The sequence below is a fragment of the Pseudomonas sp. SDO5215_S409 genome (genome assembly GCF_054071325.1).
Genome location: NZ_JBSVWN010000006.1, coordinates 114,419 through 138,863 on the forward strand (window position 1 = coordinate 114,419; position 24,445 = coordinate 138,863).

Below are 24,445 nucleotides of genomic sequence, written 5' to 3' on the forward strand. Positions count from 1 at the left end.
GCAGCCAAACAGGGCGCAGTCTGGCAAGTTCGGGGCTCGGCTTTCAACCAACACCCCCTTTTTCTTCCCCTCCCAGGCGCAGCACCCCAAGCCACTGCGCACTGAGCCTAGCACTTAGCCCTGTAAGGCCGCCAAAGTCAGGTCCAGGCACTGGCGGGCCTTGCTGACCAACTCGTCAATCTCGGCATGGCTGATGACCAGCGGCGGCGAAATGATCATGGTGTCGCCCACGGCGCGCATGATCAGGCCGTTCTCAAAGCAGAACGTGCGGCAGATCATGCCCACGCCACGGTCTTCGTAACGCTTGCGCGTTGCCTTGTCCTGCACCAGCTCGATGGCACCGAGCATGCCCACGCCGCGCACTTCGCCCACCAGGGGGTGGTCCGCCAGTTCCCGCAGACGCTTTTGCAAATACGGTGCCGTTTCGTCGTGAACGCGTTTAACAATTTGCTCATCGCGCAGGATGCGGATGTTTTCCAGCGCCACCGCCGCCGCCACCGGGTGGCCCGAATACGTGAAGCCGTGGTTGAAATCGCCGCCTTCGTTGAGCACCGCCACCACCTCGTCCCGCACGATCAGGCCACCCATGGGGATGTAACCGGAGGTGAGGCCCTTGGCGATGGTCATCATGTGCGGCTTCAGGCCATAGAAGTCGCTGCCGAACCATTGGCCGGTACGGCCAAAGCCGCAGATCACTTCGTCGGCGACGAACAGGATGTCGTACTTGGCGAGGATTTCCTTGATGCGCGGCCAGTAGCTGTCTGGCGGCACGATCACACCGCCAGCGCCCTGGATCGGCTCGGCGATAAAGGCGCCGACGTTGTCCACGCCCAGCTCCAGAATCTTTGCTTCCAACTGGTTGGCGGCCCACACCCCGAATTCGTCAGGGCTCATGTCGCCGCCTTCGCCAAACCAATACGGCTGGGCGATGTGGGTGATGCCCGGGATCGGCAAGTCGCCCTGCTCGTGCATATAGGTCATGCCACCCAGGCTCGCGCCGGCCACGGTGGAACCGTGATAGCCGTTCTTGCGGGCAATGATGGTCTTTTTGTTCGGCTGGCCTTTGATCGCCCAGTAGTGGCGGACCATGCGCAACATGGTGTCGTTGCCTTCGGAACCGGAGCCGGTGAAGAACACGTGGTTCATGCCTTCGGGCGCGATTTGGGAAATGACTTTGGCCAGTTCCAGCACGGGTGGGTGGGCGGTCTGGAAAAAGAGGTTGTAGTACGGCAGTTCTTTCATTTGTTTGGCTGCAGCTTCAGCCAGTTCATCACGGCCGTAACCGACCGCCACGCACCACAGGCCAGCCATGCCGTCGAGGATCTTGTTGCCTTCGCTGTCCCACAGGTAAACGCCTTCGGCGCGGGTGATGATGCGGGGGCCTTTTTCTTTCAATTGCTTGAAGTCGCTGAACGGCGCCAGGTGGTGCTCACTGCTCAAGGCTTGCCATTCACGGGTTTGCGGGTTGTTGCTGGACATACCGATCTCCTAGACATTTCGGGTGAGGGCGCACCGCTTGCACGGCGCGCCCGGCGCATCAGACGGCAAAGAGCAGGAATTCCCGCTCCCACGAACTGATGACGCGCTTGAAGTTTTCATGCTCGGCCCGCTTGACCGCGACGTAGCCTGTGATGAATTTGTGCCCCAGGTATTTCTCGATGGTCTTGCTGTTTTCCATGCGTTCCAGGGCGTCTTCGATGGTCAGCGGCAGGCGCAGGTTGCGGCGCTCGTAGCCACGGCCCACCACCGGCGCGCTGGGGTTGTGGCCTTCGACCATGCCGATGAACCCGCACAGCAAACTGGCGGCAATGGCCAGGTAGGGGTTGGCGTCGGCGCCCGGCAGGCGGTTTTCCACGCGGCGGTTTTGCGGCCCGGCATCCGGTACGCGCAGGCCCACGGTGCGGTTTTCTTCGCCCCACTCCACGTTTACCGGCGCCGAGGTGTCGGGCAAAAAGCGGCGGAACGAGTTCACGTTGGGCGCAAACAGCGGCAGCAATTCGGGGATGAATTTCTGCAGGCCACCAATGTGGTTGAGAAACAGCTGGCTCATGGTCCCGTCTTCGTTGGAGAAGACGTTCTTGCCGGTGGCGATGTCGATGATGCTCTGGTGCAGGTGCATCGCGCTGCCGGGCTCGCCGGTCATGGGCTTGGCCATAAAGGTGGCCGCCACATTGTGCTTGAGCGCCGCCTCGCGCATGGTGCGCTTGAACACCAGAATCTGGTCGGCCAGGGACAGGGCATCGCCGTGACGGAAGTTGATTTCCATCTGCGCAGTGCCGTCTTCGTGGATCAGGGTGTCCAGGTCCAGTTCCTGCAACTCGCACCAGTCGTAGACGTCTTCAAACAGCGGGTCGAATTCGTTGGCCGCTTCGATGGAAAACGACTGGCGACCGGTTTCCGGGCGGCCCGAGCGGCCAATCGGCGGTTGCAGCGGGAAGTCCGGGTCTTCGCAGCGCTTGGTCAGGTAGAACTCCATCTCGGGCGCCACGATAGGCTGCCAGCCCCGGTCGGCGTAGAGCTTGAGAACCTTTTTGAGCACGTTGCGCGGCGACAGCTCGATGGGGTTGCCTTGCTTGTCGTAGGTGTCGTGGATCACCTGGGCGGTGGGCTCGATGGCCCAGGGCACCAGGTACACCGCGTTCTCGTCCGGGCGGCAGATCATGTCGATGTCGGCCGGGTCGAGCAGTTCGTAATAAATGTCGTCTTCGACGTAGTCGCCGGTGACCGTTTGCAGCAGCACGCTTTCGGGCAGGCGCATGCCTTTTTCGGCGATGAACTTGTTGGTCGGCGAGATCTTGCCCCGGGTGATGCCGGTCAGGTCGCCAATCATGCATTCGACTTCTGTGATCTTGTGGTTTTTCAACCAATCGGTGAGCTGGTCGAGGTTGTTACTCATAAATGCCTCTGGGCTGGGTTTCCTGACGTCCATTAAAAGTCAGGCGTTGGTTGACGCAGCATCCGCGTCGTTCTGTCGATCCAGGTGGGAGCTTACCTGCTCCTCAAGCAAAAGCCGTGCAGAATCATGAGCAGCCCACGGCCAGGCGGCAACCGGGCATGGGTTGAACGTGATTGAGCGGGCAGGCAAAGCACAGAAAAGCGGCGTGTGCGGGCCGTCAAGAATAATGGCCGCACGCGGGGTGTTCAGAGAAACCGTGACGGTGAATAAAACACGCGGTTCAGGGCTGAACACTGAACGCGCGGCGGTATCACTGCACGGCTGAAAAGCTTGCAAACCGACCTGTCTTGCGCAGATCGAGACGCCAGATGGCGGCAGGCGAGACATGAAGCACCCCGGTATTATTGCTGTTATGGGTTTGAATCGAGCTTAGCCTTGTTCATTTTTTTACACAACACCCCCGTAAAAAATACAACACGCGACGCTCAAACCTGCGGGCCCCCTGCACCCCTATCCCAAAAAACCGCCCCAAAAAGCCCCAAAAATGGCCTCGAGGCGCTTTTTTAGGGCAAAAAAGGCCTCGCTTGACTTCGGCATGCCGTTCGGGTTGACTGAAACCAGAAAAGATCAATGATTGATATTTTTAACAACAAAGGTGTTGCATCATGTCGGTACCCCCGCGTGCCGTTCAGCTTAACGAAGCGAACGCGTTCCTTAAGGATCATCCTGAGGTTCTGTACGTAGACCTTCTAATTGCGGATATGAATGGTGTGGTGCGCGGCAAGCGCATCGAACGCACCAGCCTCCACAAGGTTTACGAGAAGGGCATTAACCTGCCTGCCTCTTTATTTGCCCTGGATATCAACGGCTCTACGGTGGAAAGCACCGGCCTGGGCCTGGACATCGGTGATGCTGACCGAATCTGCTATCCCATCCCCGACACCCTGTGCAACGAGCCGTGGCAAAAGCGCCCTACCGCGCAACTGCTGATGACCATGCACGAACTGGAAGGTGAGCCCTTCTTCGCCGATCCGCGCGAAGTACTCCGTCAAGTTGTTACCAAATTTGACGATCTGGGCCTGACCATCTGCGCCGCCTTCGAGCTGGAGTTCTACCTGATCGACCAGGAGAACGTGAATGGCCGCCCACAACCGCCCCGCTCGCCGATCTCCGGCAAACGCCCGCACTCGACACAGGTCTACCTGATCGACGACCTCGACGAATACGTCGACTGCCTCCAGGACATTCTGGAAGGTGCCAAAGAGCAAGGCATTCCCGCCGACGCCATCGTCAAGGAAAGCGCCCCGGCGCAGTTCGAGGTGAACCTGCACCACGTGGCCGACCCGATCAAGGCCTGCGACTACGCGGTACTGCTCAAGCGCCTGATCAAAAACATCGCCTACGACCATGAAATGGACACCACCTTCATGGCCAAGCCTTACCCGGGCCAGGCAGGCAACGGCTTGCATGTGCACATTTCGATCCTGGACAAGGACGGCAAAAATATCTTTGCCAGCGAGGATCCCGAGCAGAACGCCGCATTGCGTCATGCAATCGGCGGTGTGCTCGAGACCCTGCCCGCCCAGATGGCGTTTCTGTGCCCCAACGTCAACTCTTACCGCCGCTTCGGCGCACAGTTCTACGTGCCGAACTCGCCGTGCTGGGGCCTGGACAACCGCACCGTCGCCATTCGCGTGCCCACCGGCTCCTCCGATGCCGTGCGCATCGAACACCGCGTGGCGGGCGCCGACGCCAACCCGTACCTGCTGATGGCTTCGGTACTGGCGGGCGTGCACCACGGCCTGACCAACAAGATCGAGCCCAACGCGCCGGTCGAAGGCAACAGCTACGAGCAGAACGAGCAAAGCCTGCCCAACAACCTGCGCGATGCCCTGCGCGAGTTGGACGACAGCGAGGTGATGGCCAAGTACATCGATCCGAAGTACATCGATATCTTCGTCGCCTGCAAGGAAAGTGAGCTGGAAGAGTTCGAACACTCCATCTCCGACCTTGAGTACAACTGGTACTTGCATACCGTGTAAGCGGGTGCTGGCGTAAAAAGAACGCTGCAGGCTGTTGGCCTGTGGCGTTTTTTTATGGGCGCCGGGGCGTGCCCGCAAGAGCGGGTTGGCAGACAACACACCCCCTGCCTCGTACAATGCCCCCTGCCCTGTAGGAGACATCCATGACCACCCGCCCCGCCGCCCCTCGCAAACCCCGCGCCCGCAGCCAGGCCCGGATCGACGCGATCCTGGACGCCGCCCGCACCTTGCTGGCGAGTGAAGGGGTGGCCGGCCTGTCGATCTACAGCGTGGCCGAACGGGCGCAGATTCCGCCGTCCTCGGTTTATCACTTCTTCGCCAGCGTGCCGGCCCTGCTCGAAGCGCTCACCGCCGATGTCCACGCCGCCTTTCGCGCGGCCCTGCAAGCGCCTATCGACCCCGCGCCGCTCAAGCACTGGCGCGACCTGTCCGGCATCGTCGAGCAGCGCATGCTCGCCATCTACGGTAGCGACGCGGCGGCGCGCCAGCTGATCCTGGCCCAGCACGGCCTGACCGAAGTGACCCAGGCCGACCGCCAGCACGACCTGGAACTGGGAGACCTGATGTTCGACGTGTTCAACCGCCACTTTGAACTGCCGACGCTACCGGCCGATGTGGACGTGTTTGCCCTGGCCCTGGAGCTGAGCGACCGCGTCTACGCGCGCTCGGTGCACCAGCACGGGCAAATCACCCCGCGCATGGCCGAAGAAGGCATGCGCGTGTTCGACGCCTACGTGGGCCTCTACCTGCCGGCCTTTTTGCCCAAGCGGGCCTGACGCACACGCCAAAAACCCCGACAGGCTCGCACCTTCGGGGCCGTATGCAGCGCGCCGGTCACAACTTGGCGATCGACACCTCGGTGGACTTCACGAAGGCAATCACTTCGCTGCCGATCACCAGTTCCAGCTCTTTGACCGAGCGGGTGGTGATCACGGACGTCACGATGCCAGATGCGGTCTGCACGTCGATTTCCGACAGCACGTCGCCTTCGACGATTTCCTTGATGGTGCCTTTGAACTGGTTACGCACGTTGATGGCTTTAATAGTCATACGGTTTCTCCTAGGGGGATAAGAAGCGGCAATTCACCACGGCCTACAACGCCCATCGCAATTGCGTGGGCAGCGGTGAAACAGGTTCGGGGTCTGGCGGGGTGCCGGGTAGCGACAGCACGCGGTTGAGTACTTCGGTTTCCAGCGCGGCCAGGCGGTGTGAGCCGCGCGCGCGCGGGCGTGGCAGGTCGACCTGCAGGTCCAGGCCCACTTCGCCCTCTTCGATCAGAATGACGCGGTCGGCGATCGCCACGGCCTCGCTCACATCGTGGGTCACCAGCAACACGGTGAAACCGCGCTTTTGCCAGAGGTTCTCGATCAGTTGCTGCATCTCGATGCGGGTCAGGGCGTCCAACGCGCCCAGGGGCTCGTCCAGCAGCAGCAAGCGCGGTTGGTGAATCAGGGCGCGGGCCAGGGCCACGCGTTGTTTCTGGCCACCGGACAACGCCGCCGGCCATTCATTGGCGCGCTCGGCCAGGCCCACCGCTTCCAGGGCTTCCAGCGCCTGGGGGCGCCAGTTGCCCTTGAGGCCCAGGCCCACGTTGTCGATGATCTTTTTCCACGGCAGCAAGCGCGCTTCCTGGAACATCAACCGCGTGTCTTCAATGGCCTCGCCAAGCGGCGCAGAGCCCGCCAGCAGCTCGCCGCCGCTGGCTTTGTCCAGCCCGGCCAGCAGGCGCAGCAAGGTGCTTTTGCCGCACCCGCTGCGCCCCACCACGGCCACGAACTGGCCCGCCGGGATATGCAGGTCGATGCCCTTGAGCACTTCACGTGCGCCAAACGCCTTGCGCAACTTGCGCACCGCCAGGGGGATGCCTTGCAACAGGCGCGGAGGTTGTTGAGCTGTCATGCCGCACCGCCTTTATTGACTTGATAAGCCGGGTGCCAACGCAACCACACCCGTTCCAGCCCGCGCGCGGCCAGGTCGGCCAGCTTGCCGAGCACGGCATAGAGCACGATGGCCAGCACCACGACGTCGGTTTGCAGGAACTCGCGGGCGTTCATTGCCAGGTAGCCGATGCCGGAACTGGCAGAAATGGTTTCCGCCACAATCAGCGTCAGCCACATGAACCCCAGCGCAAAACGCACGCCCACCAGAATCGAGGGCAGCGCGCCGGGCAGGATCACCTGGCTAAACAGGCTGAAACCGGACAGGCCGTAGCTGCGAGCCATCTCCACCAGCGCCGGGTCGACATTGCGGATGCCGTGATAGGTGTTGAGGTAAATCGGGAACAGGGTGCCCAGCGCCACCAAAAAAATCTTCGCCGACTCGTCGATGCCGAACCACAGGATCACCAACGGGATCAGCGCCAGGTGCGGCACGTTGCGGATCATCTGCACCGAGCTGTCCAGCAGGCGTTCGCCCCACTTCGACAGGCCGGTGATAAACCCCAGCACCAGGCCGATGCTGCCGCCGATCAAAAAGCCCACGGCCGCACGCCAACCACTGATGGCCAGGTGCGTCCAGATTTCGCCGCTGCTGACCAGGTTGATGCCCGCCTCGATCACAGCACTGGGCGCCGGCAGAATGCGGGTCGACAACCAGCCCGCCGACACCGACAACTGCCACCCGGCCAGCAACAGCACCGGCAGCAACCAGGGCGCGAGCCGATGGCTCAGTTTCTCAAGGTTCATGACGGCGCCTCAGCTTTGTGAAGCAGCTTTGGGAAGGATATCGTTGGCGACCATCTCGCCGAACGGGCTCACGTAACCGGCCCCCTTGGGCGCCTCGGGGCGTTCGATATCCAGGTGCGGGAACAGCAATTCGGCGACGCGGTACGACTCTTCCAGGTGGGGGTAGCCGGAGAAAATAAAGGTGTCGATGCCCAGGTCCGCGTACTCCTTGACCCGCGCGGCCACGGTCGGGCCATCGCCCACCAGCGCCGTACCGGCACCGCCCCGCACCAGGCCCACGCCCGCCCACAGGTTGGGGCTCACCTCGAGGTTGTCGCGGCTGCCGCCGTGCAGGGCGGCCATGCGCTGCTGGCCCACCGAGTCAAAGCGCGACAGGGAAGCCTGGGCACGGGCGATGGTGTCATCGTCCACGTGGGAGATCAGTTTGTCGGCCGCTTGCCAGGCTTCGGCGTTGGTTTCACGCACGATCACATGCAAGCGGATGCCGAAACGCACGGTGCGGCCCAACTTGGCGGCCTTGGCCCGCACCTGCTCGATTTTTTCTGCCACGGCGGCCGGGGGCTCGCCCCAGGTCAGCACCATTTCCACTTGCTCGGCGGCCAGGTCCTGGGCCGCCTCGGAAGAGCCGCCAAAGTACAACGGCGGGCGGGGCTGCTGAATCGGCGGGTAGAGCAATTTGGCGCCTTTGACGCTGATGTGCTGGCCGTCGTAGTCCACGGTTTCACCTTCCAGCACACGGCGCCAGATACGGGTGAATTCCACCGAAGCCTGATAACGCTCTTCGTGGCTCAAGAACAGCCCGTCACCGGCCAGCTCCTCAGGGTCGCCCCCAGTCACCAGGTTGAACAGCGCCCGCCCGCCCGAGAGGCGGTCCAGGGTCGCGGCCTGGCGCGCCGCCACGGTAGGGGAAATGATCCCGGGGCGCAGCGCCACCAAAAACTTCAGCCGCTGGGTGACCGGGATCAACGACGCGGCCACCAGCCAGGAGTCTTCGCAGGAACGGCCAGTCGGGATCAGCACCCCGCCAAACCCCAGGCGATCGGCCGCCTGCGCCACTTGTTGCAGGTAACCGTGGTCGACAGCGCGTGCGCCCTCGGCGGTGCCCAGGTAATGGCCGTCACCGTGGGTGGGTAGAAACCAGAAAATATTGAGGCTCATGGAGTTGTCTCCTGAAGAAGTCGGGTTACGGCGCTTTGGCCACGGACGCAGGTGGCGTCCAGATCACGTCCTTGATGCTCAAGGGTTTGGGAATCAACTTGAGCTGGTAGAAGGTGTCGGCGATTTTCTGTTGTGCTGCGATCACTTCAGGGGTCAGAAACAACGCCCCATAGCCCTGGCGCTTCACCGAAGTCAGCGTGATGTCGGCGGGCAGGCCCAGCAGCGGGGCCACCTGGGCCGTCACTTCTTCAGGGTTGGCCTGGGACCATTCGCCCACGGCGCGGACTTCATCCACCAAGGCCTTGATCACCTCGGGGTGCTTCTCGGCGTAGGGTTTGGTGGCGAGGTAAAACTGATGGTTGTCAGCGATTCCCGCGCCGTCACGCAGGGTGCGCGCTTGCAGCTGTTTCTCGGCAGCGGCCTGGTACGGGTCCCAGATCGCCCAGGCATCTACGCTGCCGCGCTCGAACGCGGCGCGAGCATCGGCGGGCGGCAGGAACACGGTTTGGATGTCGGTGTATTTAAGGCCCGCATCTTCCAGGGCGCGCACCAGCAGGTAGTGCACGTTGGAGCCTTTGTTGAGCACTACTTTCTTGCCCTTGAGGTCTTGCACCGACTTGATCGGCGAGTCCTTGGGCACCAGGATCGCTTCGCTGTGGGGCGCTGGCGGCTCATAGGCGACGTAGAGCAAGTCGGCGCCTGCGGCCTGGGCGAAGACCGGCGGGGTTTCGCCTGTCACGCCAAAGTCGATCGAGCCCACGTTCAGCCCTTCCAGCAACTGCGGGCCACCGGGGAATTCGGTCCATTGCACTTGTACACCCTGCTCGGCCAGGCGCTTTTCCAGCGAGCCCTTGGCCTTGAGCAGCACCAGCGTGCCGTACTTCTGATAACCGATCCGCAGGGTTTCGGCCGCTTGAGCGTGAATAACCGCGCCAAAGGACACAGCCGCAGCAAACAGTGCGACCAGTCCACGACGCAAGATGACAGTGCGCATGGCGCTCTCTCCAAATAATGCGATAAGGGGGTTGGCTGCACCTGCTTGGCCGTTGGCGGCTGAGTAAGGTGAGTAGTACTTGGTTCAGGCGTTGCTCAGATGCTCCAGCGAGCACTCAGCAGGCGTTCGTTCAACACATTGGGGTCCAGCGGTTTGGGGCGACGGGCCAGGGCGCTGTGAAACTGCTCCAGGGCTTCGCTCAAGCGGGCTTCCAGGCCCGGCGCCAATTGCGCCTGGGCACTGCCCTCGCCGTAGGCGATCTGGCTGTCTTCGGCAAAGATGCCGTTGAGCAGCTCCTGCGCCTTGAGGGCCGACAGCACAGGCTTGAGGGCGTAATCCACCGCCAGCATGTGGGCGATGCTGCCGCCGGTGGCGATGGGCAATACCACCTTATGCGCCAAGGCGCGCTCGGGCAGCAGGTCGAGAATGGTTTTCAGGGCACCGGAAAACGAGGCCTTGTACACCGGCGTGGCGATCACCAGGCCGTCGGCATTGGCCACCTGTTGCAGCAGGTCAATGATTTTCGGGCTGTCGAAGCGGGCGTGCAGCAAGTCTTCAGCCGGGAAGTCCCGTACCTGATAACTCACCACTTCCACACCCTGTTGCTGCAACAGGCGCCGCGCATGCTCCAGCAAGACCCCGGACCGGGAGCGCTGGCTGGGACTGCCACCAAGTGTTACGACCAGCATGTAGGCGTTTCCTATGTCAGTGTCGGCGGTTCGCTGTAGCGATGGCGCCAAGATGGGACAGACCATAGCAGCAGATTTATATATCTATAAATCTCATTTTTTCATTTGTTTATTCTTTAATTGAATATGACCTTTAAAACCCTTCGTCCATAAAAAAGGCCGTCGAAACGGCCTCAAAACCCCTGCTTGTGTGACGCGAACACCCTGCGCGAGTGGGCATGCCCACCCCCGCATGGATTGGGCCTTAACGATTAGGCTGCGGCGTAAGGCGCAGGTACGGCTTCACTGCGCGATAGCCCTTGGGGAACCGTTGCTTGATCTCATCCTCGTCCTTGAGCGACGGCACGATCACCACCTCGTCACCGTCCTGCCAGTTGGCCGGGGTGGCGACTTTATGGCTGTCGGTCAGTTGCAATGAGTCGATCACCCGCAGGATTTCGTGGAAATTGCGGCCCGTGCTGGCCGGGTAGGTAATGGTCAGGCGCACCTTTTTGTTCGGGTCGACCACGAACAACGAACGCACGGTGAGGGTATCGCTGGCATTCGGGTGGATCAGGTCATACAGGTCGGACACTTTGCGGTCGGCATCCGCCAAGATCGGGAAGTTGACCGTGGTGCCCTGGGTTTCGTTGATGTCTTCGATCCACTTGTGGTGCGAGTCCACCGGGTCGACCGACAGGGCGATGGCCTTGACGCCGCGCTTGGCGAACTCGTCCTTGAGCTTGGCGGTAAACCCAAGCTCGGTGGTGCACACCGGGGTGAAGTCCGCCGGGTGAGAAAACAGTACGCCCCAGCTGTCGCCCAGCCACTCATGGAAACGAATCTTGCCGGCGCTGGAATCCTGTTCGAAGTCGGGGGCGATGTCGCCCAGTCTAAGGCTCATGGTGTGGCTCCTGTTGGCTGCTTATGACGCCAACTGTGCCTGTGCCTGGATTTATTTAAAAAGAATAAATATCGATTTATTTAGACGAAAAAGAAATATTAAAAATCTATTCACTGGTGCGCCGAACACGCGCGGATCACTATTGGCTTCAAGGTTCGAGAAGGCCTTGAGACGCTGTAAACGAGGGGTTCAGGAAGGGCTTGCGGGGGTTGAGCCCGACTTGAAAGTAAGACACCCTGCCCGGCGTTGCGCCGGGCAAGGTTTTACACGAAACGCCTTACAACAGCGGTATCGAGTAGCTGACGATCAGGCGGTTTTCATCCTGATTACGCTGGCCTGGAATGTCGTTACGCCACATGGCGTTTTTCCAAGCAAAGCCAAGGTTCTTGAAAGTGCCTTCAGGGACCACATAGGCAACCGTGATATCACGTTCCCACTCGTTGGCACCGGTAGCATTGACCGTTTTCTGAGCAGTACCGACTTTACCTGTGGTGTCGATATTGTCGCCGCGCAAGTAGATGACACCAGCAGTCAGGCCTGGCAGGCCAACTTTGGCGAAGTCATAAGCGTAGCGAGCTTGCCAGGTACGTTCGCCAGCACGGCCGAACTTCTGGATTTGCATGTCAGTGATGGTGTAGTTGGAAGAACCGTCACCTTGGTTCAGCCACGGGAAGTCACTGTCGCCGTTGCTGACCTGATAGCCGCCACCGAAGGTGTGACCGGACACCGAGTACAGGAACAGGCCGCTGTACAGTGTGTTATCGACCTTACCTTTGGTAATGCCCGTGCCGTAGTCGCCGGTGGTGTAGTAGTTTTTGTCGCTGCCGTTGGCGCCGTCGTCCAGGCTGCGGAAGTAACGCAGGTCAGACTTCAACACGCCCGGGCCGATTGCCCAGTTGTGTACCAGACCCAGGAAGTGCTGCTTGTAGAAGTTGTCCAGATTGCCGTAGTAGTACTGGGCAGTCAGGTCCTTGGTGATCTTGTAGTCACCACCTGCGTAGAGGAATTTGTTGCTGTCACGGCCAGTAGCGCTACGGCCGTTGGCGCCACCGAGTGACAGGTTTTCGTTGTTGCTGGAGTTACGGCCCTTGACCTTCTCGATCTGACCGGCTGTCAGCGTGAGGTCAGTAATATCGGCCGAAGTGATCTGGCCACCCTGGAAGGTTTGCGGCAGCAGACGACCATCGTTGGTCATGATGACCGGCAGCTTTGGCTGCAAGGTGCCCAGCTTGAGCTCGGTTTTGGAGATCTTGGCCTTGGCAGTCAAACCCAGGCTGGAGAAATCATCCACTGCTTCGCCATTGGACTTGCTTGGGAAAACAGTGCCGCCGTAGGAGCCATAGCTGGTACCGGAGCGCGCGCTTGCACCGTTGGTGCCGCCACCCGAATCCAATTTGACGCCCAACAGGCCGATAGCATCCAGACCGAAGCCAACAGTGCCTTGGGTATAGCCGGAAGTGAAGTTGAAGATGAAGCCTTGGCCCCATTCCTCTTGCTTGCTTTGCGCGCCGGCCGCTTTGGTAGCGTCGTCACGGTTGTCAGTGTTGATGTAGAAGTTACGCAGCCCCAGTGTGGCCTTGCTGTCTTCAACGAAACCGGCAGCGTTCGCCTGTTGGGCGATTGCAGCAACAGCCACGGCCAACGCCAATGTTGACTTCTTCATGTACCGCTCCTCTCATTTCTAATTTTTGTAGTTCTCGGTCCAGGGTCTGACGCCCTCGATCCACAGATGCGCGATTAGCGCCAGATAGTGACTGGCAAGTCAATCGTAACCTTGTGTGTCTACTACCTTCGTCTAATCGCTGTTGATTTGGTCCCTGCAGGGTAATGAGTTTTTCATACACCCAAAAAGAATTGTTTCATTCTTTTTCATACGATTCAGGAATAACACTTTCCATGGCGCGCAGAACCGTCAAAGGCGGTGTCGCTCCATAAGTTAATTCCAAAAGAGTATTTACCAGCGCCTTTTTAGATCCATTAGTGTCGAGGCTAACCCTCATACGTCACTCACGATCAAAAAGGCGACGCCATCATGGCTAAACGCGCATCGTCCCGTCAATTTGTTACAGTTTTTGTGTCACTGGTAATTTCTTTTGGCGCCCAAGCCGCCCCCCTCACCGTCGGTTATCAGACCGGTATCGACCCCAGCAAAGTGCCCCAGGCAGACGGCCTCTACGAGAAAGCACTCGGCCAAACCATCGATTGGCGCCGCTTCAACAGCGGCCCCGAAGTGGTCACCGCCCTCGCCTCCGGCGACGTGCAAATCGCTAACTTGGGCTCCAGCCCCCTCGCGGCGGCGGCCTCGCGCAATGTGCCCATCGTGGCGTTTATCGTATCGGCCCAGATCAATACTTCTGAAGCCTTGGTGGTGCGCAATGGCAGCGGCATCGACACCCCCCAGGACCTGATCGGCAAAACCATCGCCACGCCCTTCGTCTCCACCTCTCATTACAGCCTGCTCGGCGCCCTGAAGCATTGGGGGCTGGACACCTCAAAAGTCAAAGTGGTGAACCTGCAACCGGCCGAAATCGCCGCGGCCTGGAAACGTGGGGACATCGACGGCGCGTTCGTCTGGTCGCCCGCCCTTGGCGAGATCCGCAAGACCGGCAAGACCCTGACAGACGCGGCGCAGGTGGGTCAGTGGGGTGCACCGACGTTTGAAGTGTGGGTGGCGCGCAAGGATTTCGCGCAAAAACATCCTGACGCCGTGGCCAGCTTTGCCAAGGTCACGCTGGAGGCGTTCGCCGACTATGCCGCGCACCGCTCGGCCTGGACCGCAGACTCAGCACCGGTGCAGAAAATCGCCAAATTGACAGGTTCCAACGCTGCCGACATTCCCGAGTTGCTGGCGGGCACCACGTTTCCGGACGCACAGGCGCAGCTGACCGGCGCGCTGCTCGGCGGCGGTACGGCAGAGGCCATCGGGGAAACCGCGAAGTTCTTGAAGGAACAGAAGAAAGTGGAGACGGTGCTGCCGGACTATTCGGCGTATGTCAGTGCAAAATTCATCGACAAATAGCCTCAAAACAAACCGGGGAGCGATTGCGCTCCCCGATCATGCCCCGGCCTCACTGTGTAGAACCGCTTACAAGGCCTTTTCGAAAATCTTCGAATTGCGCTGATAGTTGTACAGCGATGCACGCGCCGCCGGCAGCCGGTCCACACTGCTCGGCTCGAACCCGCGCTCGCGAAACCAGTGCGCGGTGCGGGTGGTGAGTACAAACAGCGTCTTCAACCCCAGCGTGCGTGCGCGGCTCTCGATGCGCTCGAGCAACTCGTCGCCGCGCCCGCCGTGACGGTATTCGGGGTTCACCGCCAGGCAGGCCAGTTCGCCGGTGTCCGAGTCGGCAATGGGGTAAAGGGCCGCGCAGGCGATGATCATCCCTTCACGCTCGACCACGCTGAACTGCTCGATTTCCCGCTCCAGCACCTCGCGCGAACGGCGCACCAGGATGCCCTGCTCTTCCAGCGGGCTGATCAAGTCCAGCAAGCCGCCGACGTCTTCGATCGCCGCCTCGCGCACAAACTCGAACTGCTCCTGGGCCACCAGCGTGCCGCCGCCGTCCCGGGTGAACAGTTCGGTAAGCAAGGCGCCATCTTCGGCGTAGCTGACGATATGGCTACGGCCCACGCCCCCACGGCAAGCCTCGGCGGCAGCGTCGAGCAATTCGGCCTGGTAGTTGCTGCCCAGGCGCTGCAAGTGCGCGGGCACTTGTTGTGGGCGCAATTCGCGGACCAGGTGGCCATGTTCATCGATCAGGCCCAAGTCAGCGCCAAACAGCAATAACTTGTCCGCGCCCAGGTCGATGGCCGCACGGGTGGCCACGTCTTCACAAGCCAGGTTGAAGATCTCCCCGGTGGGCGAATAACCCAGCGGCGACAGCAATACGATGGAGCGCTCATCCAGCAGGCGATTGATGCCCTTGCGGTCCACCCGGCGCACTTCGCCGGTGTGGTGATAGTCCACGCCGCCCAGCACGCCGATCGGACGGGCGGTCACCAGATTGCCGCTGGCCACCCGCAGGCGCGAGCCCTGCATGGGCGAGGACGCCATGTCCATCGACAATCGCGCCTCGATGGCGATGCGCAAATGGCCCACGGCGTCGATCACGCATTCAAGCGTGGCGGCATCGGTAATGCGCATGCCTTCGTGGTAATGCGGGGTCAGGCCACGGGCGGCCAGGCGGGTTTCGATCTGCGGGCGGGAACCGTGCACCAGCACCAGGCGCACGCCCAGGCTGTGCAGCAGCACCAGGTCGTGGACGATGTTGCCGAAGTTGGGATGCTCCACACCGTCGCCGGGCAGCATGACCACAAAGGTGCAGTCCCGGTGGGCATTGATGTAAGGAGACGCGTGACGAAGCCAATTGACGTATTCGGGCATAAAACCTGGGCCTGTAATAAAAAGCAGCCAAAAAAGGATGAATCGCTCAACGCACAGCGGGCTGATGGTTATCGTCGGAACAGGCTTGGCGACACGCTCGCTCTCCTCTATGTACGGATGGGCCGGGGTTAATTTATGCGGGGGTAAGGCAATAGTGTTCGATAAGTCCGCGCAATAGACGCACTGTAGGCGTCAAGCGTGACATTTCAAGGTACTCGCCGGGCTGGTGGGCGCAGGCGATGTCGCCGGGGCCAAGCACTAGGGTTTCACAACCGAGGCGCTGAAGATAAGGCGCTTCAGTGCCGAACGCTACTGCTTCGGCACGATGGCCGGTCAAACGTTCCGCGACCCGCACCAGCTCTGCATCCTCGGGTTGCTCGAACGGCGGCACTTCGGGGAACAGCGGCGCGTAGTCGATCTTCACCTGGTGGCGTTCGGCCAAGGGTTGCAGCTTTTGCCGGATGGCGGCGCGCAGCACTTCGGGGTCCATACCGGGCAAGGGCCGCAGGTCGAACTCCAGCGAACACTGGCCGCAGATGCGGTTGGGGTTGTCGCCGCCGTGGATGCAGCCAAAGTTCATCGTGGGCTGCGGCACGCTGAACTGCGGGTTGCGGTATTCGCGCTGCCAGGCCAGGCGCAGGCCGCGCAATTCGCCGATGGCATCGTGCATGGCTTCCAGCGCGCTATGGCCCAGGCTGGGGTCCGACGAATGGCCGCTGCGCCCGAGGATATCGATGCGCTCCATCATCACGCCTTTGTGCAAGCGGATCGGCCGCAAGCCCGTCGGCTCGCCGATCACTGCCGCGCGGCCCAACGGGCGACCGGCTTCGGCCAGGGCGCGGGCGCCGGCCATGGAGCTTTCCTCATCGCAGGTGGCGAGGATCAGCAAGGGTTGCTTGAAGGGCTGGTCCAACAAAGGCTGGACCGCTTCGATCACCAGTGCAAAAAAACCTTTCATGTCGCAACTGCCCAGTCCTACCCAGCGACCGTCGACTTCCGTCAGCTTGAGCGGATCGGTCTGCCACAGCGCGTCGTCATACGGCACGGTGTCACTGTGCCCGGCAAGCACCAGGCCACCGGGGCCGCTGCCCATGCTGGCCAACAGGTTGAACTTGCCGGGGCTGACCTGCTGGATGTCGCAGGCAAACCCCAGGTCCCCCAGCCAAGCGGCGAGCAAATCAATGACCGGGCGGTTGGACTGGTCGAGAGAGGCCTGGGTGCAACTCACCGACGGCGCGGCGATCAGCGCGGCGAACTGCTCTTTCATGGACGGTAACGGCATGCGCGATCTCTCAACGGTGCGAATGAGGCCCATCATAGAGCCATGTGCGCAACACAATAAACCGTTGCGGCACGTTGCCGGGCTCAGTCCTGTACACTGCACGACCTTGGCAGCCGCGCATTTCCCCGGCTGCACTCCCGATCCTGGATGTTCCGGCCATGCAAAAAGAAACAGAAATCAAGCTGCGCGTCAGCCGCGAAACCCTCGCCGCGCTGCGCGAGCACCCGCTCCTGAAAAAACGCAACAAAAGTGGCTGGGAACGCCGTGAGTTGATGAACCAGTACTTCGACACCCCCGAGCGCGACCTGGCCCAGGCCAAAGTCGCCCTGCGCCTGCGCAAGGACGGCGACGAGGTGATCCAGACCCTCAAGACCCGCGGCCAGAGCATCGCCGGGCTGTCGGAGCGCAACGAGTACGACTGGAAACTGCCCAAAGCCAAGCTGGACGTGAAAAAACTCGACGGCGACTGCTGGCCCGAGCAACTGGCCGAACTGGACAAAAAAGCCCTCAAGCCGATCTTCACCACCGATTTCGTGCGCGAGCGTGCAGAAATCGCCTGGGGCCGTGGCAAAGCCAAGGTCGTGATCGAAGCGGCGCTGGACCTGGGCCACGTGATCGTCGGCAAGCACAAAGAAGAAATCTGCGAACTGGAGCTGGAACTGCGCGAAGGCGAACCCGCCGCCCTGCTGGAGCTGGCCGCCGAACTGGCCGAGACGCTGGCCCTGATGCCCTGCGACATCAGCAAGGCCGAGCGCGGCTACCGCCTTTTCGACGCCCACAGTTATTCCCTGAGCCTGCCCGCGCCGGTGCTGCACGCCGAAATGCCGCTGGACGACGCCTTTGCCGCCGTGATGTGGCATTTGCTGGGCAGCAGCCAACGCCTGGCCGAACAATATCGTTTTAATGGCCACTGGCGCCTGTTGCAGGACTGGGTCGAACACCTGGGCGAACTGCGCGCCCTGATCGGCAGCCTCGGGCAGGCCGCGCCGCGCCAATCCACCCGCGAACTGCGCGCCGCACTGGACGCCCTGCTGGAAGACTGGCGCCCGCTGGTGCAGGCCGGTGACGACGACGAAGACATCCGCAAGGCCGCGCCCGAGCAATTCATCGAAGAATTGCAGGACGTGCGCTGGGGCTTGTTCTCGCTGACCACCGCGCGCTGGCTGCTGGCCCGCAGTTGGACGGCCGACCGTAACGTGCGTGGCAACCGCCAGGGCGCTGCGCAAATCACCAACTGGTTGCCGCGCTTGCTCGCTGACGACGCCGTGGCACTGCAACTGCCGCGCTACCAGCAGCAACCCGAAGACCTGGCCGAACAACTGCCGCGCATCGAACGTATCCAGGCCTGGCTGCACCATGCCCGCCATGTGGTAGACATCCCTGAGCTGGACCGTTTGTACGGTGAACTGAACAAGTTGGCGCAACTGGCCAACCAACTGATCACCGACGAATCGCTGGACGCGCGCATGCATCAGGTGATCGCGGTGTACCAGACCCGCGCCTGGAAGACCCTGCTGCGCCTGTAAGCACGCCCATCGCCAACCTGCCCGGCGTTATGGCAACACGGGCAGGCTGGTCGTCGACTTGATCTCTGATAACGCCACAATCGAATTCACTTCCTGAATGCCCGGCACCATCGACAGTTTTTCAAAGAAAAACCGCTCATACGCTTCGATGTCCGACGTGACAATGCGCAACAAAAAGTCCACTGCGCCCATCAACACATAACACTCCAGTACTTCCGCAAAGCCGCGAATCGCCTCGGTGAACTCCGTGAAGTTGGAGCGCCCGTGGGCATTGAGTTTGACCTCGGCGAAGATCTGCGTGTTGAGGCCGATTTTCTTGCGGTCCAGCAACGTCACCTGGGCGCGAATCACCCCCTCCTCCTTGAGGCGCTGGATGCGCCGCCAGCAGGGTGATTGCGACAGGCCCACCTGCTCGGCGATCTGCGCGCTGGAGAGCGAGGCGTCGTCCTGCAACAGCGCGAGGATGCGCCGGTCGTACACGTCCAGTTCAGTGAGCATAAAAATACTCGATAGAGGCGGATGGGCGAATTGATCCATTCGTTAAATGGCGAATTCGCCTCATCTTAGATAAGAAATCTCCCGCAGCGAATGTAAAAATTTCTCCAGTCGAATCCGGAGAGTTCCCATGCATGTCGTCGAAACCGCCAACCTTGCCACCCGCGCCGATGCTTGGGCGTCCAGCAACGTCCATTGCCAGGCTCGCTACCAGATCGTGGCCGAGGCCGAGCCCGATGTGTTGTGCCGAGTGCTCAATTACTTTGCCCTGCAATGTCTGGTGCCCGTGCAGGTAAATGTGCAGCGGGACGATGACCTGCTGACGCTCGACATCGTGATGGACGGCCTGAGCTGGCATAGGGCCCAAGTGATCGGCGAAAAACTTCGTAACCTGATCAGCGTGTGCTCGCTGCAACTGTGCCCGGCAGAGGCGGCGCGGCCTCAAGCGGTGCAGGCCGCCGCTCAGTAAAGGCCTGCAATAAAGCCTTGGCGGGCAGGGCCTGAAGGGCAACTAGCCTGGGGACACCCACCCACCGCCCAGGAAAACCCTCATGTCCACCGCCCAGGATCGCTGGCTAAAAATCGATCAGCTGTTACCGGTATTGATCGACCAAGGCCTGGTGCCACCCGACACCCCTGTTTTGGCCAACAACGCCCTGCACCCGCTGGAATGCATTGCCGGCCAGGCGCTGTGCCTGGAAACCCTGACGCAATGGCTGGCCCGTTACGCAGGCCAGCCGTATCTGCGGATCGACCCGCTGAAGATCGACGTGGCAGCGGTGGTTGGGCTGATGTCTTACGCCTTTGCCCAGCGGCACAAGATTCTTGCCGTGGCCGTGGATGCCCACAGCGTCACCGTCGCCAGCGCCCAGCCCTTCGTGGCGGGTTGGGAAGCGGGCTTGGCCCAGGTGCTGAAACGCTCGATCAGACGGGTGGTGGCCAGCCCCCGGGAAATACAGCGCTGTACCGTGGAGTTCTACCGCCTGGCCAAGTCGGTCAAGGGCGCGACCCACGGGGAGGTCAAAACCCCGGGGGCGGGCAGCATCGAGCCCTTGCTCAACCTCGGCGCCAGCGATCAGGCGCCCGATGCCAACGACGCGCATATCGTCAATATCGTCGACGGGCTGCTGCAGTACGCCTTTGGCCAACGCGCCAGCGACATCCACCTGGAGCCCGGCCGCGACAAGGGCCGCGTGCGTTTTCGCATCGACGGGCTGTTGCACGACGTGTATCAATTGCCGCCGCAGGTGACGATGGCGGTGGTCAGCCGCCTCAAAAGCCTGGGCCGGATGAACGTGGCCGAAAAACGCAAACCCCAGGATGGCCGGGTAAAAACCAAAAGCGCGACGGGCAGCGAAGTGGAACTGCGCCTGTCGACCCTGCCCACGGCCTTTGGCGAAAAGCTGGTGATGCGGATCTTCGACCCCCAGGTGGTGCTCAAGGACTTCCAGCAACTGGGCCTGTGCAACGACGACCTGCAACGCTGGCAAGCCATGACCCGCCAGAGCACCGGCATCATCCTGGTCACCGGCCCCACCGGCTCAGGCAAGACCAGCACCCTGTACACCACGCTTAAACAGTTGGCCACGCGGGAGGTCAACCTATGCACCGTGGAAGATCCGATCGAAATGGTCGAGCCTGCGTTCAACCAGATGCAGGTGCAGCCCAATATCGACCTGACTTTTGCCAGCGGCGTCCGGGCGCTCATGCGCCAGGACCCGGACATCATCATGATCGGCGAGATCCGCGACCTGGAAACCGCACAAATGGCGATCCAGGCAGCGCTCACCGGGCACCTGGTGCTGTCGACCCTGCACACCAACGATGCGCCCAGCGCCATCACCCGCCTGCTGGAGCTGGGCATCCCCCACTACCTGATCAACGCGACGTTACTAGGGGTCATGGCCCAGCGACTGGTGCGGTTGTTGTGCCCGCACTGCAAGCAGGCAGCGCCTGAGGGGGCCTATAAGCCGGGCGGCTGTGACGAATGCCGACACAGTGGCTATCACGGGCGTGCCGGAGTCTACGAAGTGATGGTACTGGACGAGCCCCTCAAGGCGCTGATCACGCCGGGCATCGAGGTACAGGCCTTGCGCCAGGCGGCACGTGGCCGGGGGATGTGCAGCCTGCGCAGTGCGGGGCTGGGCAAAATGGCGGCGGGGCTGACCACGCTGGAGGAGGTGTTAAGGGTCACTCCGGCAGATCCAGAAACAAATCCCTTGATTGTTGCGGCGCCAAAACGTCCTTATCCCTGACAACCTCGTTACAATCCGCCAGACCTGACACCACCAGACAAGGAATCGTTATGCAGATCGGAACCGTACTGCTGCTGTTTGTAGCACTCGCCGTTGCCATTCTCTTCATGGGCTTCAAGGTTGTCCCACAAGGCTACCAGTGGACAGTCGAGCGCTTTGGCCGCTACACCAACACCCTCAAGCCGGGCCTTAACATCATCATTCCGGTGATGGACCGCATCGGGCGCAAGATCAACGTGATGGAAAGCGTGCTGGACATCCCGCCCCAAGAAGTCATCACCGCCGACAACGCCACCGTGCAGATCGACGCCGTGTGCTTCTTCCAGGTGGTCAACACCGCGCAAGCCGCCTACGAGGTCAACAACCTCGAACACGCCATTCGCAACCTGCTGCAAACCAATATCCGTACCGTCCTGGGCTCCATGGAGCTGGATGCCATGCTCAGCCAGCGCGACGGCATCAACGAAAAACTGCTGAGAACCGTCGACGAAGCGACCGCGCCGTGGGGCATCAAGATCACCCGCATCGAGATCAAGGACATCAGCCCACCCGCCGACCTGATGGCGGCCATGTCCGGCCAGATGAAAGCCGAGCGGATCAAACGTGCACAAATCCTGGAGGCCGAAGGCCTGCGGGCCTCGGCGATCCTCACCGCCGAAGGCAAGAAGCAGGCGCAGATCCTGGAGGCCGAAGGTAGCCGTCAGGCGGCGTTCCTCGAGTCAGAAGCCCGCGAGCGGCAAGCCGAGGCAGAAGCCCGCGCCACCCAGGTGGTGTCCGAAGCGATCGCCTCGGGCAACGTGCAGGCGGTTAACTACTTTGTCGCGCAAAAATACGTCGATGCCCTGGGCAAGCTGGCCTCGGCCAACAACAGCAAGGTCATCCTCATGCCGCTGGAAGCCAGCCAGGTGATCGGCTCCATTGGCGGCATCGGTGAAATCGTCAAAGCCACCTTTGATAGCAAGAAAGCCTGAGGCGCCTGTCATGTGGGAATTCCTGCATCACCTGACGTTTTGGGACTGGCTGGCGCTGGGTACGGTCCTGTTGATCCTTGAGGTATTCGGCGCGGGGGGCTACCTGCTGTGGATGGGCATTGCCGCCGCCGCCGTAGGGGTGATCAAGTTCCTGGTGCCCACGCTGGGGCTGGAGTGGCAACTGCTGCTGTTTGCCGTGCTGTCGATCCTCACCGCCGTGTATTGGTGGAAGCGCCAGCGCAGCAACGCCAAGGTCAGCGACCAGCCGGGGTTGAATATGCGCGGTTCGGAGCTGATTGGTCGCACCTTTGTGGTGCATCAAGCCATTGTCGACGGCCGGGGCAAGATCAAGGCGGGTGACGGGGTGTGGATCGTCACCGGCCCCGAAGCAGCCGTAGGGGCGCAGGTACGAGTCGTGGGTCAGGAGGGCGTGGTTTTACGGGTCGAAACGGTTTAGTCGTGCATGGAACTACGCCGGGTTATCTACAATCCAACGGTACAGATAACCCAGTCGGAGTCATCCATCATGCGTCTTAAATATGCTGTCGCTACCCTCGCTGTACTGTCCCTTCCCGTTGGATCAGCCATGGCCGATGGCTTCTGGCGCAACGTCATTTCGTCGGGCGCCACCACCGGCTCCACGTACCTGACCTTCAAGGACCACAAGATGGTGGTCGCCGCACAAGACGACGCTGGCAGCTTTGTTGCCAGTGACGGCGGCATCCGCGGCCCGTACCTGGAAGCCGCCATGCAGAAAGTCCGCGCCGAGAACCCGGGCCTCAAGGCTACGGACATGGAGCTGGCCAACGCGATCCTGGCAAAAAACGCCGTTGCGTCCGAGTAATACCGCCCCATCGAAAATGCCGCTGGTATCAGCGGCATTTTTTTGTCCGGACAGTGACGATTCATTCACGGGTGACAGGCTATATTCAGTCGAGCCGTGCAACCATGCCCGGCATTAATATGCTTTTCTTCTCATTGCCTACCTGAAACGGATGCCTTCCCCGTCATGAGCCAACTGCCCTTCTTGCCGTTTTCCAAACCTGTCATCGATGAAGCCACTATCTCGGCAGTCGGTGATGTGCTGCGCTCTGGCTGGATCACCAGCGGGCCGAAAGTGCAGGCGTTCGAAGCGCAATTGTCGGAATATTTCGGCGGCCGTCCCGTGCGTACGTTCAACTCCGGCACCTGCACCATGGAGATTGCCCTGCGCATTGCCGGGGTTGGCCCGGGCGATGAAGTCATCACCACACCCATTTCGTGGGTAGCCACCGCCAACGTGATTCTGGAGGTCGGCGCCACACCGGTGTTTGCCGACATCGACCCGGTGACCCGCAACATCGACCTGGCCCAAGTGGAAGCCGCGATCACCCCGCGTACCAAGGCGATCATTCCGGTGTACCTGGCTGGCCTGCCCCTGAACATGCCGATGCTCTACGCACTGGCCAACAAACACGGCCTGCGCATCGTCGAAGACGCCGCCCAGGCACTGGGCTCCAGCTGGGACGGCAAACGGATTGGCGCCACCGGCGATTTCGTCTCGTTCAGTTTCCAGGCGAACAAGAACGTCACGTCTTCCGAAGGCGGCTGCCTGGTGTTGAACAACGCCGAAGAAGCGCGCCTGGCAGAAAAATATCGCCTGCAAGGCGTGACCCGTACCGGCTTCGACGGCCTGGACGTGGACGTGCTGGGCGGCAAGTTCAACATGACCGACATCGCCGCGGTGATCGGCCTGGGCCAGTTCGCCAATATCGACAAAATCACCGCGCACCGCCAGGTGCTGGCCCGGCATTACTTCCAATGCTTTGGCAGCGATTTTGAGCAGACTTACGGCGCACAACTGCCGCCAGCAGACTTTGAAAACAGCAACTGGCACTTGTTCCAACTGGTGTTGCCGGAACGTACCGACGGCCTGCCCGCACGTGCAACCTTCATGGAGCAGATGCAGGCCCATGGCGTGGGCATTGGTTATCACTATCCGCCCATCCACCTGCTGAGCCTTTATCGGGCACAGGGGTTCAAGGAAGGCATGTTCCCGGTGTCGGAAAAAGTAGGGCGCTTGATTGTGTCGCTGCCGATGTTCACGGCGATGACCGAAGCGGACGTGGAGCGGGCAGTGGCGGCCGTCAAAGCCGTGTTGAAACCCTGACCGAATCCCTGCAAGAGCGGGTTGCCCGCTCTTGCA

23 protein-coding genes and 1 pseudogene are annotated in these 24,445 nt (G+C 61.3%); 10 read left to right on the forward strand and 14 right to left on the reverse strand.

Annotated features, from left to right (window positions below):
- Positions 1 to 114 precede the first annotated feature (114 nt).
- The 3 genes from ACW9H9_RS05410 to ACW9H9_RS05420 are packed head-to-tail and all read right to left on the reverse strand — an operon-like array spanning position 115 to position 3,283.
- Entirely contained in the window at positions 115 to 1,479 is a 1,365-nt protein-coding gene (locus tag ACW9H9_RS05410) for an aspartate aminotransferase family protein (protein ID WP_457342126.1), read from the reverse strand.
- Positions 1,480 to 1,537: 58 nt separating this feature from the next.
- On the reverse strand, positions 1,538 to 2,896 hold the full coding sequence (locus ACW9H9_RS05415; protein WP_457342127.1) for a glutamine synthetase family protein: 1,359 nt from the start codon (positions 2,894 to 2,896) through the stop codon (positions 1,538 to 1,540).
- A gap of 39 nt (positions 2,897 to 2,935) precedes the next feature.
- Positions 2,936 to 3,283, reverse strand: a complete 348-nt coding sequence (locus ACW9H9_RS05420) for a hypothetical protein (protein ID WP_457342128.1) — start codon at positions 3,281 to 3,283, stop codon at positions 2,936 to 2,938.
- Positions 3,284 to 3,561: 278 nt separating this feature from the next.
- Between ACW9H9_RS05420 and ACW9H9_RS05425 the strand changes: the two genes are divergently transcribed.
- On the forward strand, positions 3,562 to 4,938 hold the full coding sequence (locus ACW9H9_RS05425) for a glutamine synthetase family protein (protein WP_003195252.1): 1,377 nt from the start codon (positions 3,562 to 3,564) through the stop codon (positions 4,936 to 4,938).
- A 143-nt stretch (positions 4,939 to 5,081) separates the two neighbouring features.
- Positions 5,082 to 5,714 carry a TetR/AcrR family transcriptional regulator gene (locus tag ACW9H9_RS05430; protein WP_457342129.1) on the forward strand — a complete coding sequence of 211 codons (633 nt, stop codon included), beginning with the start codon at positions 5,082 to 5,084 and terminating at the stop codon, positions 5,712 to 5,714.
- 58 nt (positions 5,715 to 5,772) lie between these two features.
- Here the strand turns inward: ACW9H9_RS05430 and ACW9H9_RS05435 are convergent, their stop codons facing one another.
- The 8 genes from ACW9H9_RS05435 to ACW9H9_RS05470 form a co-directional block, all read right to left on the reverse strand.
- Complete coding sequence (locus ACW9H9_RS05435; protein ID WP_003213899.1) at positions 5,773 to 5,988, reverse strand: TOBE domain-containing protein; 216 nt, start codon at positions 5,986 to 5,988, stop codon at positions 5,773 to 5,775.
- 43 nt (positions 5,989 to 6,031) lie between these two features.
- A complete protein-coding gene (ssuB, locus tag ACW9H9_RS05440) occupies positions 6,032 to 6,838 on the reverse strand; it encodes an aliphatic sulfonates ABC transporter ATP-binding protein (protein WP_457342130.1) in 807 nt (268 codons plus the stop codon).
- Positions 6,835 to 7,623 carry an aliphatic sulfonate ABC transporter permease SsuC gene (gene ssuC / locus ACW9H9_RS05445; protein WP_457342131.1) on the reverse strand — a complete coding sequence of 263 codons (789 nt, stop codon included), beginning with the start codon at positions 7,621 to 7,623 and terminating at the stop codon, positions 6,835 to 6,837. The genes ssuB and ssuC overlap by 4 nt, the downstream gene beginning before the upstream one ends.
- Positions 7,624 to 7,632: 9 nt before the next feature.
- A complete protein-coding gene (ssuD, locus tag ACW9H9_RS05450; RefSeq protein WP_457342132.1) occupies positions 7,633 to 8,781 on the reverse strand; it encodes an FMNH2-dependent alkanesulfonate monooxygenase in 1,149 nt (382 codons plus the stop codon).
- A gap of 25 nt (positions 8,782 to 8,806) precedes the next feature.
- The gene (locus tag ACW9H9_RS05455; RefSeq protein ID WP_457342133.1) at positions 8,807 to 9,775 is read right to left on the reverse strand and encodes a sulfonate ABC transporter substrate-binding protein; all 969 of its coding nucleotides are present in this window, start codon (positions 9,773 to 9,775) and stop codon (positions 8,807 to 8,809) included.
- Between the two features lie 95 nt (positions 9,776 to 9,870).
- The gene (ssuE, locus tag ACW9H9_RS05460; protein WP_457342134.1) at positions 9,871 to 10,464 is read right to left on the reverse strand and encodes an NADPH-dependent FMN reductase; all 594 of its coding nucleotides are present in this window, start codon (positions 10,462 to 10,464) and stop codon (positions 9,871 to 9,873) included.
- 244 nt (positions 10,465 to 10,708) lie between these two features.
- Positions 10,709 to 11,347, reverse strand: a complete 639-nt coding sequence (locus tag ACW9H9_RS05465; protein ID WP_457342135.1) for a peroxiredoxin — start codon at positions 11,345 to 11,347, stop codon at positions 10,709 to 10,711.
- A 277-nt stretch (positions 11,348 to 11,624) separates the two neighbouring features.
- The gene (locus ACW9H9_RS05470; protein ID WP_457342136.1) at positions 11,625 to 13,010 is read right to left on the reverse strand and encodes an OprD family porin; all 1,386 of its coding nucleotides are present in this window, start codon (positions 13,008 to 13,010) and stop codon (positions 11,625 to 11,627) included.
- Between the two features lie 369 nt (positions 13,011 to 13,379).
- On the opposite strand from ACW9H9_RS05470, the pseudogene tauA reads away from it, so the two are divergent.
- Positions 13,380 to 14,389: pseudogene (gene tauA, locus ACW9H9_RS05475) on the forward strand (taurine ABC transporter substrate-binding protein); the annotation flags it as partial.
- A 43-nt stretch (positions 14,390 to 14,432) separates the two neighbouring features.
- On the opposite strand, the gene argA reads toward tauA, so the two are convergent.
- Positions 14,433 to 15,731, reverse strand: a complete 1,299-nt coding sequence (gene argA / locus ACW9H9_RS05480; RefSeq protein WP_457342137.1) for an amino-acid N-acetyltransferase — start codon at positions 15,729 to 15,731, stop codon at positions 14,433 to 14,435.
- A 133-nt stretch (positions 15,732 to 15,864) separates the two neighbouring features.
- Complete coding sequence (gene argE, locus ACW9H9_RS05485) at positions 15,865 to 17,013, reverse strand: acetylornithine deacetylase (RefSeq protein WP_457342138.1); 1,149 nt, start codon at positions 17,011 to 17,013, stop codon at positions 15,865 to 15,867.
- A 158-nt stretch (positions 17,014 to 17,171) separates the two neighbouring features.
- On the opposite strand from argE, the gene ACW9H9_RS05490 reads away from it, so the two are divergent.
- Positions 17,172 to 18,539, forward strand: coding sequence for a CYTH domain-containing protein (locus tag ACW9H9_RS05490; RefSeq protein ID WP_457342139.1), 1,368 nt, complete (start codon positions 17,172 to 17,174; stop codon positions 18,537 to 18,539).
- A gap of 27 nt (positions 18,540 to 18,566) precedes the next feature.
- Here ACW9H9_RS05490 and ACW9H9_RS05495 read toward each other — a convergent pair whose 3' ends face one another.
- Complete coding sequence (locus ACW9H9_RS05495; RefSeq protein WP_457342140.1) at positions 18,567 to 19,037, reverse strand: Lrp/AsnC family transcriptional regulator; 471 nt, start codon at positions 19,035 to 19,037, stop codon at positions 18,567 to 18,569.
- A gap of 127 nt (positions 19,038 to 19,164) precedes the next feature.
- Here ACW9H9_RS05495 and ACW9H9_RS05500 point away from each other — a divergent pair, with 127 nt between their 5' ends.
- The 6 genes from ACW9H9_RS05500 to ACW9H9_RS05525 all read left to right on the forward strand — a co-directional run bounded on the left by ACW9H9_RS05500 (position 19,165) and on the right by ACW9H9_RS05525 (position 24,409).
- Positions 19,165 to 19,503, forward strand: a complete 339-nt coding sequence (locus tag ACW9H9_RS05500; RefSeq protein WP_457342141.1) for a hypothetical protein — start codon at positions 19,165 to 19,167, stop codon at positions 19,501 to 19,503.
- 82 nt (positions 19,504 to 19,585) lie between these two features.
- Positions 19,586 to 21,289 (forward strand): GspE/PulE family protein, encoded by a 1,704-nt coding sequence (locus ACW9H9_RS05505; protein WP_457342142.1) that lies wholly within the window; start codon positions 19,586 to 19,588, stop codon positions 21,287 to 21,289.
- 50 nt (positions 21,290 to 21,339) lie between these two features.
- A complete protein-coding gene (locus ACW9H9_RS05510) occupies positions 21,340 to 22,260 on the forward strand; it encodes an SPFH domain-containing protein (protein ID WP_457342143.1) in 921 nt (306 codons plus the stop codon).
- 10 nt (positions 22,261 to 22,270) lie between these two features.
- Entirely contained in the window at positions 22,271 to 22,717 is a 447-nt protein-coding gene (locus ACW9H9_RS05515) for an NfeD family protein (protein WP_457342144.1), read from the forward strand.
- Between the two features lie 69 nt (positions 22,718 to 22,786).
- The gene (locus tag ACW9H9_RS05520) at positions 22,787 to 23,104 is read left to right on the forward strand and encodes a DUF2388 domain-containing protein (protein ID WP_457342145.1); all 318 of its coding nucleotides are present in this window, start codon (positions 22,787 to 22,789) and stop codon (positions 23,102 to 23,104) included.
- 165 nt (positions 23,105 to 23,269) lie between these two features.
- Positions 23,270 to 24,409, forward strand: coding sequence for a DegT/DnrJ/EryC1/StrS family aminotransferase (locus tag ACW9H9_RS05525; RefSeq protein ID WP_457342146.1), 1,140 nt, complete (start codon positions 23,270 to 23,272; stop codon positions 24,407 to 24,409).
- The last annotated feature ends 36 nt before the right edge of the window (positions 24,410 to 24,445 follow it).

Coding starts and splice junctions, on each gene's coding strand:
- ACW9H9_RS05490 (WP_457342139.1), top strand. CDS start 17,172: ATGCAAAAAGAAACAGAAATCAAGCTGCGCGTCAGCCGCGAAACCCTC.
- ACW9H9_RS05520 (WP_457342145.1), top strand. CDS start 22,787: ATGCGTCTTAAATATGCTGTCGCTACCCTCGCTGTACTGTCCCTTCCC.
- ACW9H9_RS05410 (WP_457342126.1), bottom strand. CDS start 1,479: ATGTCCAGCAACAACCCGCAAACCCGTGAATGGCAAGCCTTGAGCAGT.
- ssuE (WP_457342134.1), bottom strand. CDS start 10,464: ATGCTGGTCGTAACACTTGGTGGCAGTCCCAGCCAGCGCTCCCGGTCC.
- ACW9H9_RS05425 (WP_003195252.1), top strand. CDS start 3,562: ATGTCGGTACCCCCGCGTGCCGTTCAGCTTAACGAAGCGAACGCGTTC.
- ACW9H9_RS05505 (WP_457342142.1), top strand. CDS start 19,586: ATGTCCACCGCCCAGGATCGCTGGCTAAAAATCGATCAGCTGTTACCG.
- ACW9H9_RS05525 (WP_457342146.1), top strand. CDS start 23,270: ATGAGCCAACTGCCCTTCTTGCCGTTTTCCAAACCTGTCATCGATGAA.
- ACW9H9_RS05510 (WP_457342143.1), top strand. CDS start 21,340: ATGCAGATCGGAACCGTACTGCTGCTGTTTGTAGCACTCGCCGTTGCC.
- ACW9H9_RS05415 (WP_457342127.1), bottom strand. CDS start 2,896: ATGAGTAACAACCTCGACCAGCTCACCGATTGGTTGAAAAACCACAAG.
- ssuB (WP_457342130.1), bottom strand. CDS start 6,838: ATGACAGCTCAACAACCTCCGCGCCTGTTGCAAGGCATCCCCCTGGCG.
- ACW9H9_RS05515 (WP_457342144.1), top strand. CDS start 22,271: ATGTGGGAATTCCTGCATCACCTGACGTTTTGGGACTGGCTGGCGCTG.
- argA (WP_457342137.1), bottom strand. CDS start 15,731: ATGCCCGAATACGTCAATTGGCTTCGTCACGCGTCTCCTTACATCAAT.
- ACW9H9_RS05430 (WP_457342129.1), top strand. CDS start 5,082: ATGACCACCCGCCCCGCCGCCCCTCGCAAACCCCGCGCCCGCAGCCAG.
- argE (WP_457342138.1), bottom strand. CDS start 17,013: ATGCCGTTACCGTCCATGAAAGAGCAGTTCGCCGCGCTGATCGCCGCG.
- ACW9H9_RS05500 (WP_457342141.1), top strand. CDS start 19,165: ATGCATGTCGTCGAAACCGCCAACCTTGCCACCCGCGCCGATGCTTGG.
- ssuD (WP_457342132.1), bottom strand. CDS start 8,781: ATGAGCCTCAATATTTTCTGGTTTCTACCCACCCACGGTGACGGCCAT.
- ACW9H9_RS05495 (WP_457342140.1), bottom strand. CDS start 19,037: ATGCTCACTGAACTGGACGTGTACGACCGGCGCATCCTCGCGCTGTTG.
- ACW9H9_RS05465 (WP_457342135.1), bottom strand. CDS start 11,347: ATGAGCCTTAGACTGGGCGACATCGCCCCCGACTTCGAACAGGATTCC.
- ACW9H9_RS05470 (WP_457342136.1), bottom strand. CDS start 13,010: ATGAAGAAGTCAACATTGGCGTTGGCCGTGGCTGTTGCTGCAATCGCC.
- ssuC (WP_457342131.1), bottom strand. CDS start 7,623: ATGAACCTTGAGAAACTGAGCCATCGGCTCGCGCCCTGGTTGCTGCCG.
- ACW9H9_RS05420 (WP_457342128.1), bottom strand. CDS start 3,283: ATGTCTCGCCTGCCGCCATCTGGCGTCTCGATCTGCGCAAGACAGGTC.
- ACW9H9_RS05455 (WP_457342133.1), bottom strand. CDS start 9,775: ATGCGCACTGTCATCTTGCGTCGTGGACTGGTCGCACTGTTTGCTGCG.
- ACW9H9_RS05435 (WP_003213899.1), bottom strand. CDS start 5,988: ATGACTATTAAAGCCATCAACGTGCGTAACCAGTTCAAAGGCACCATC.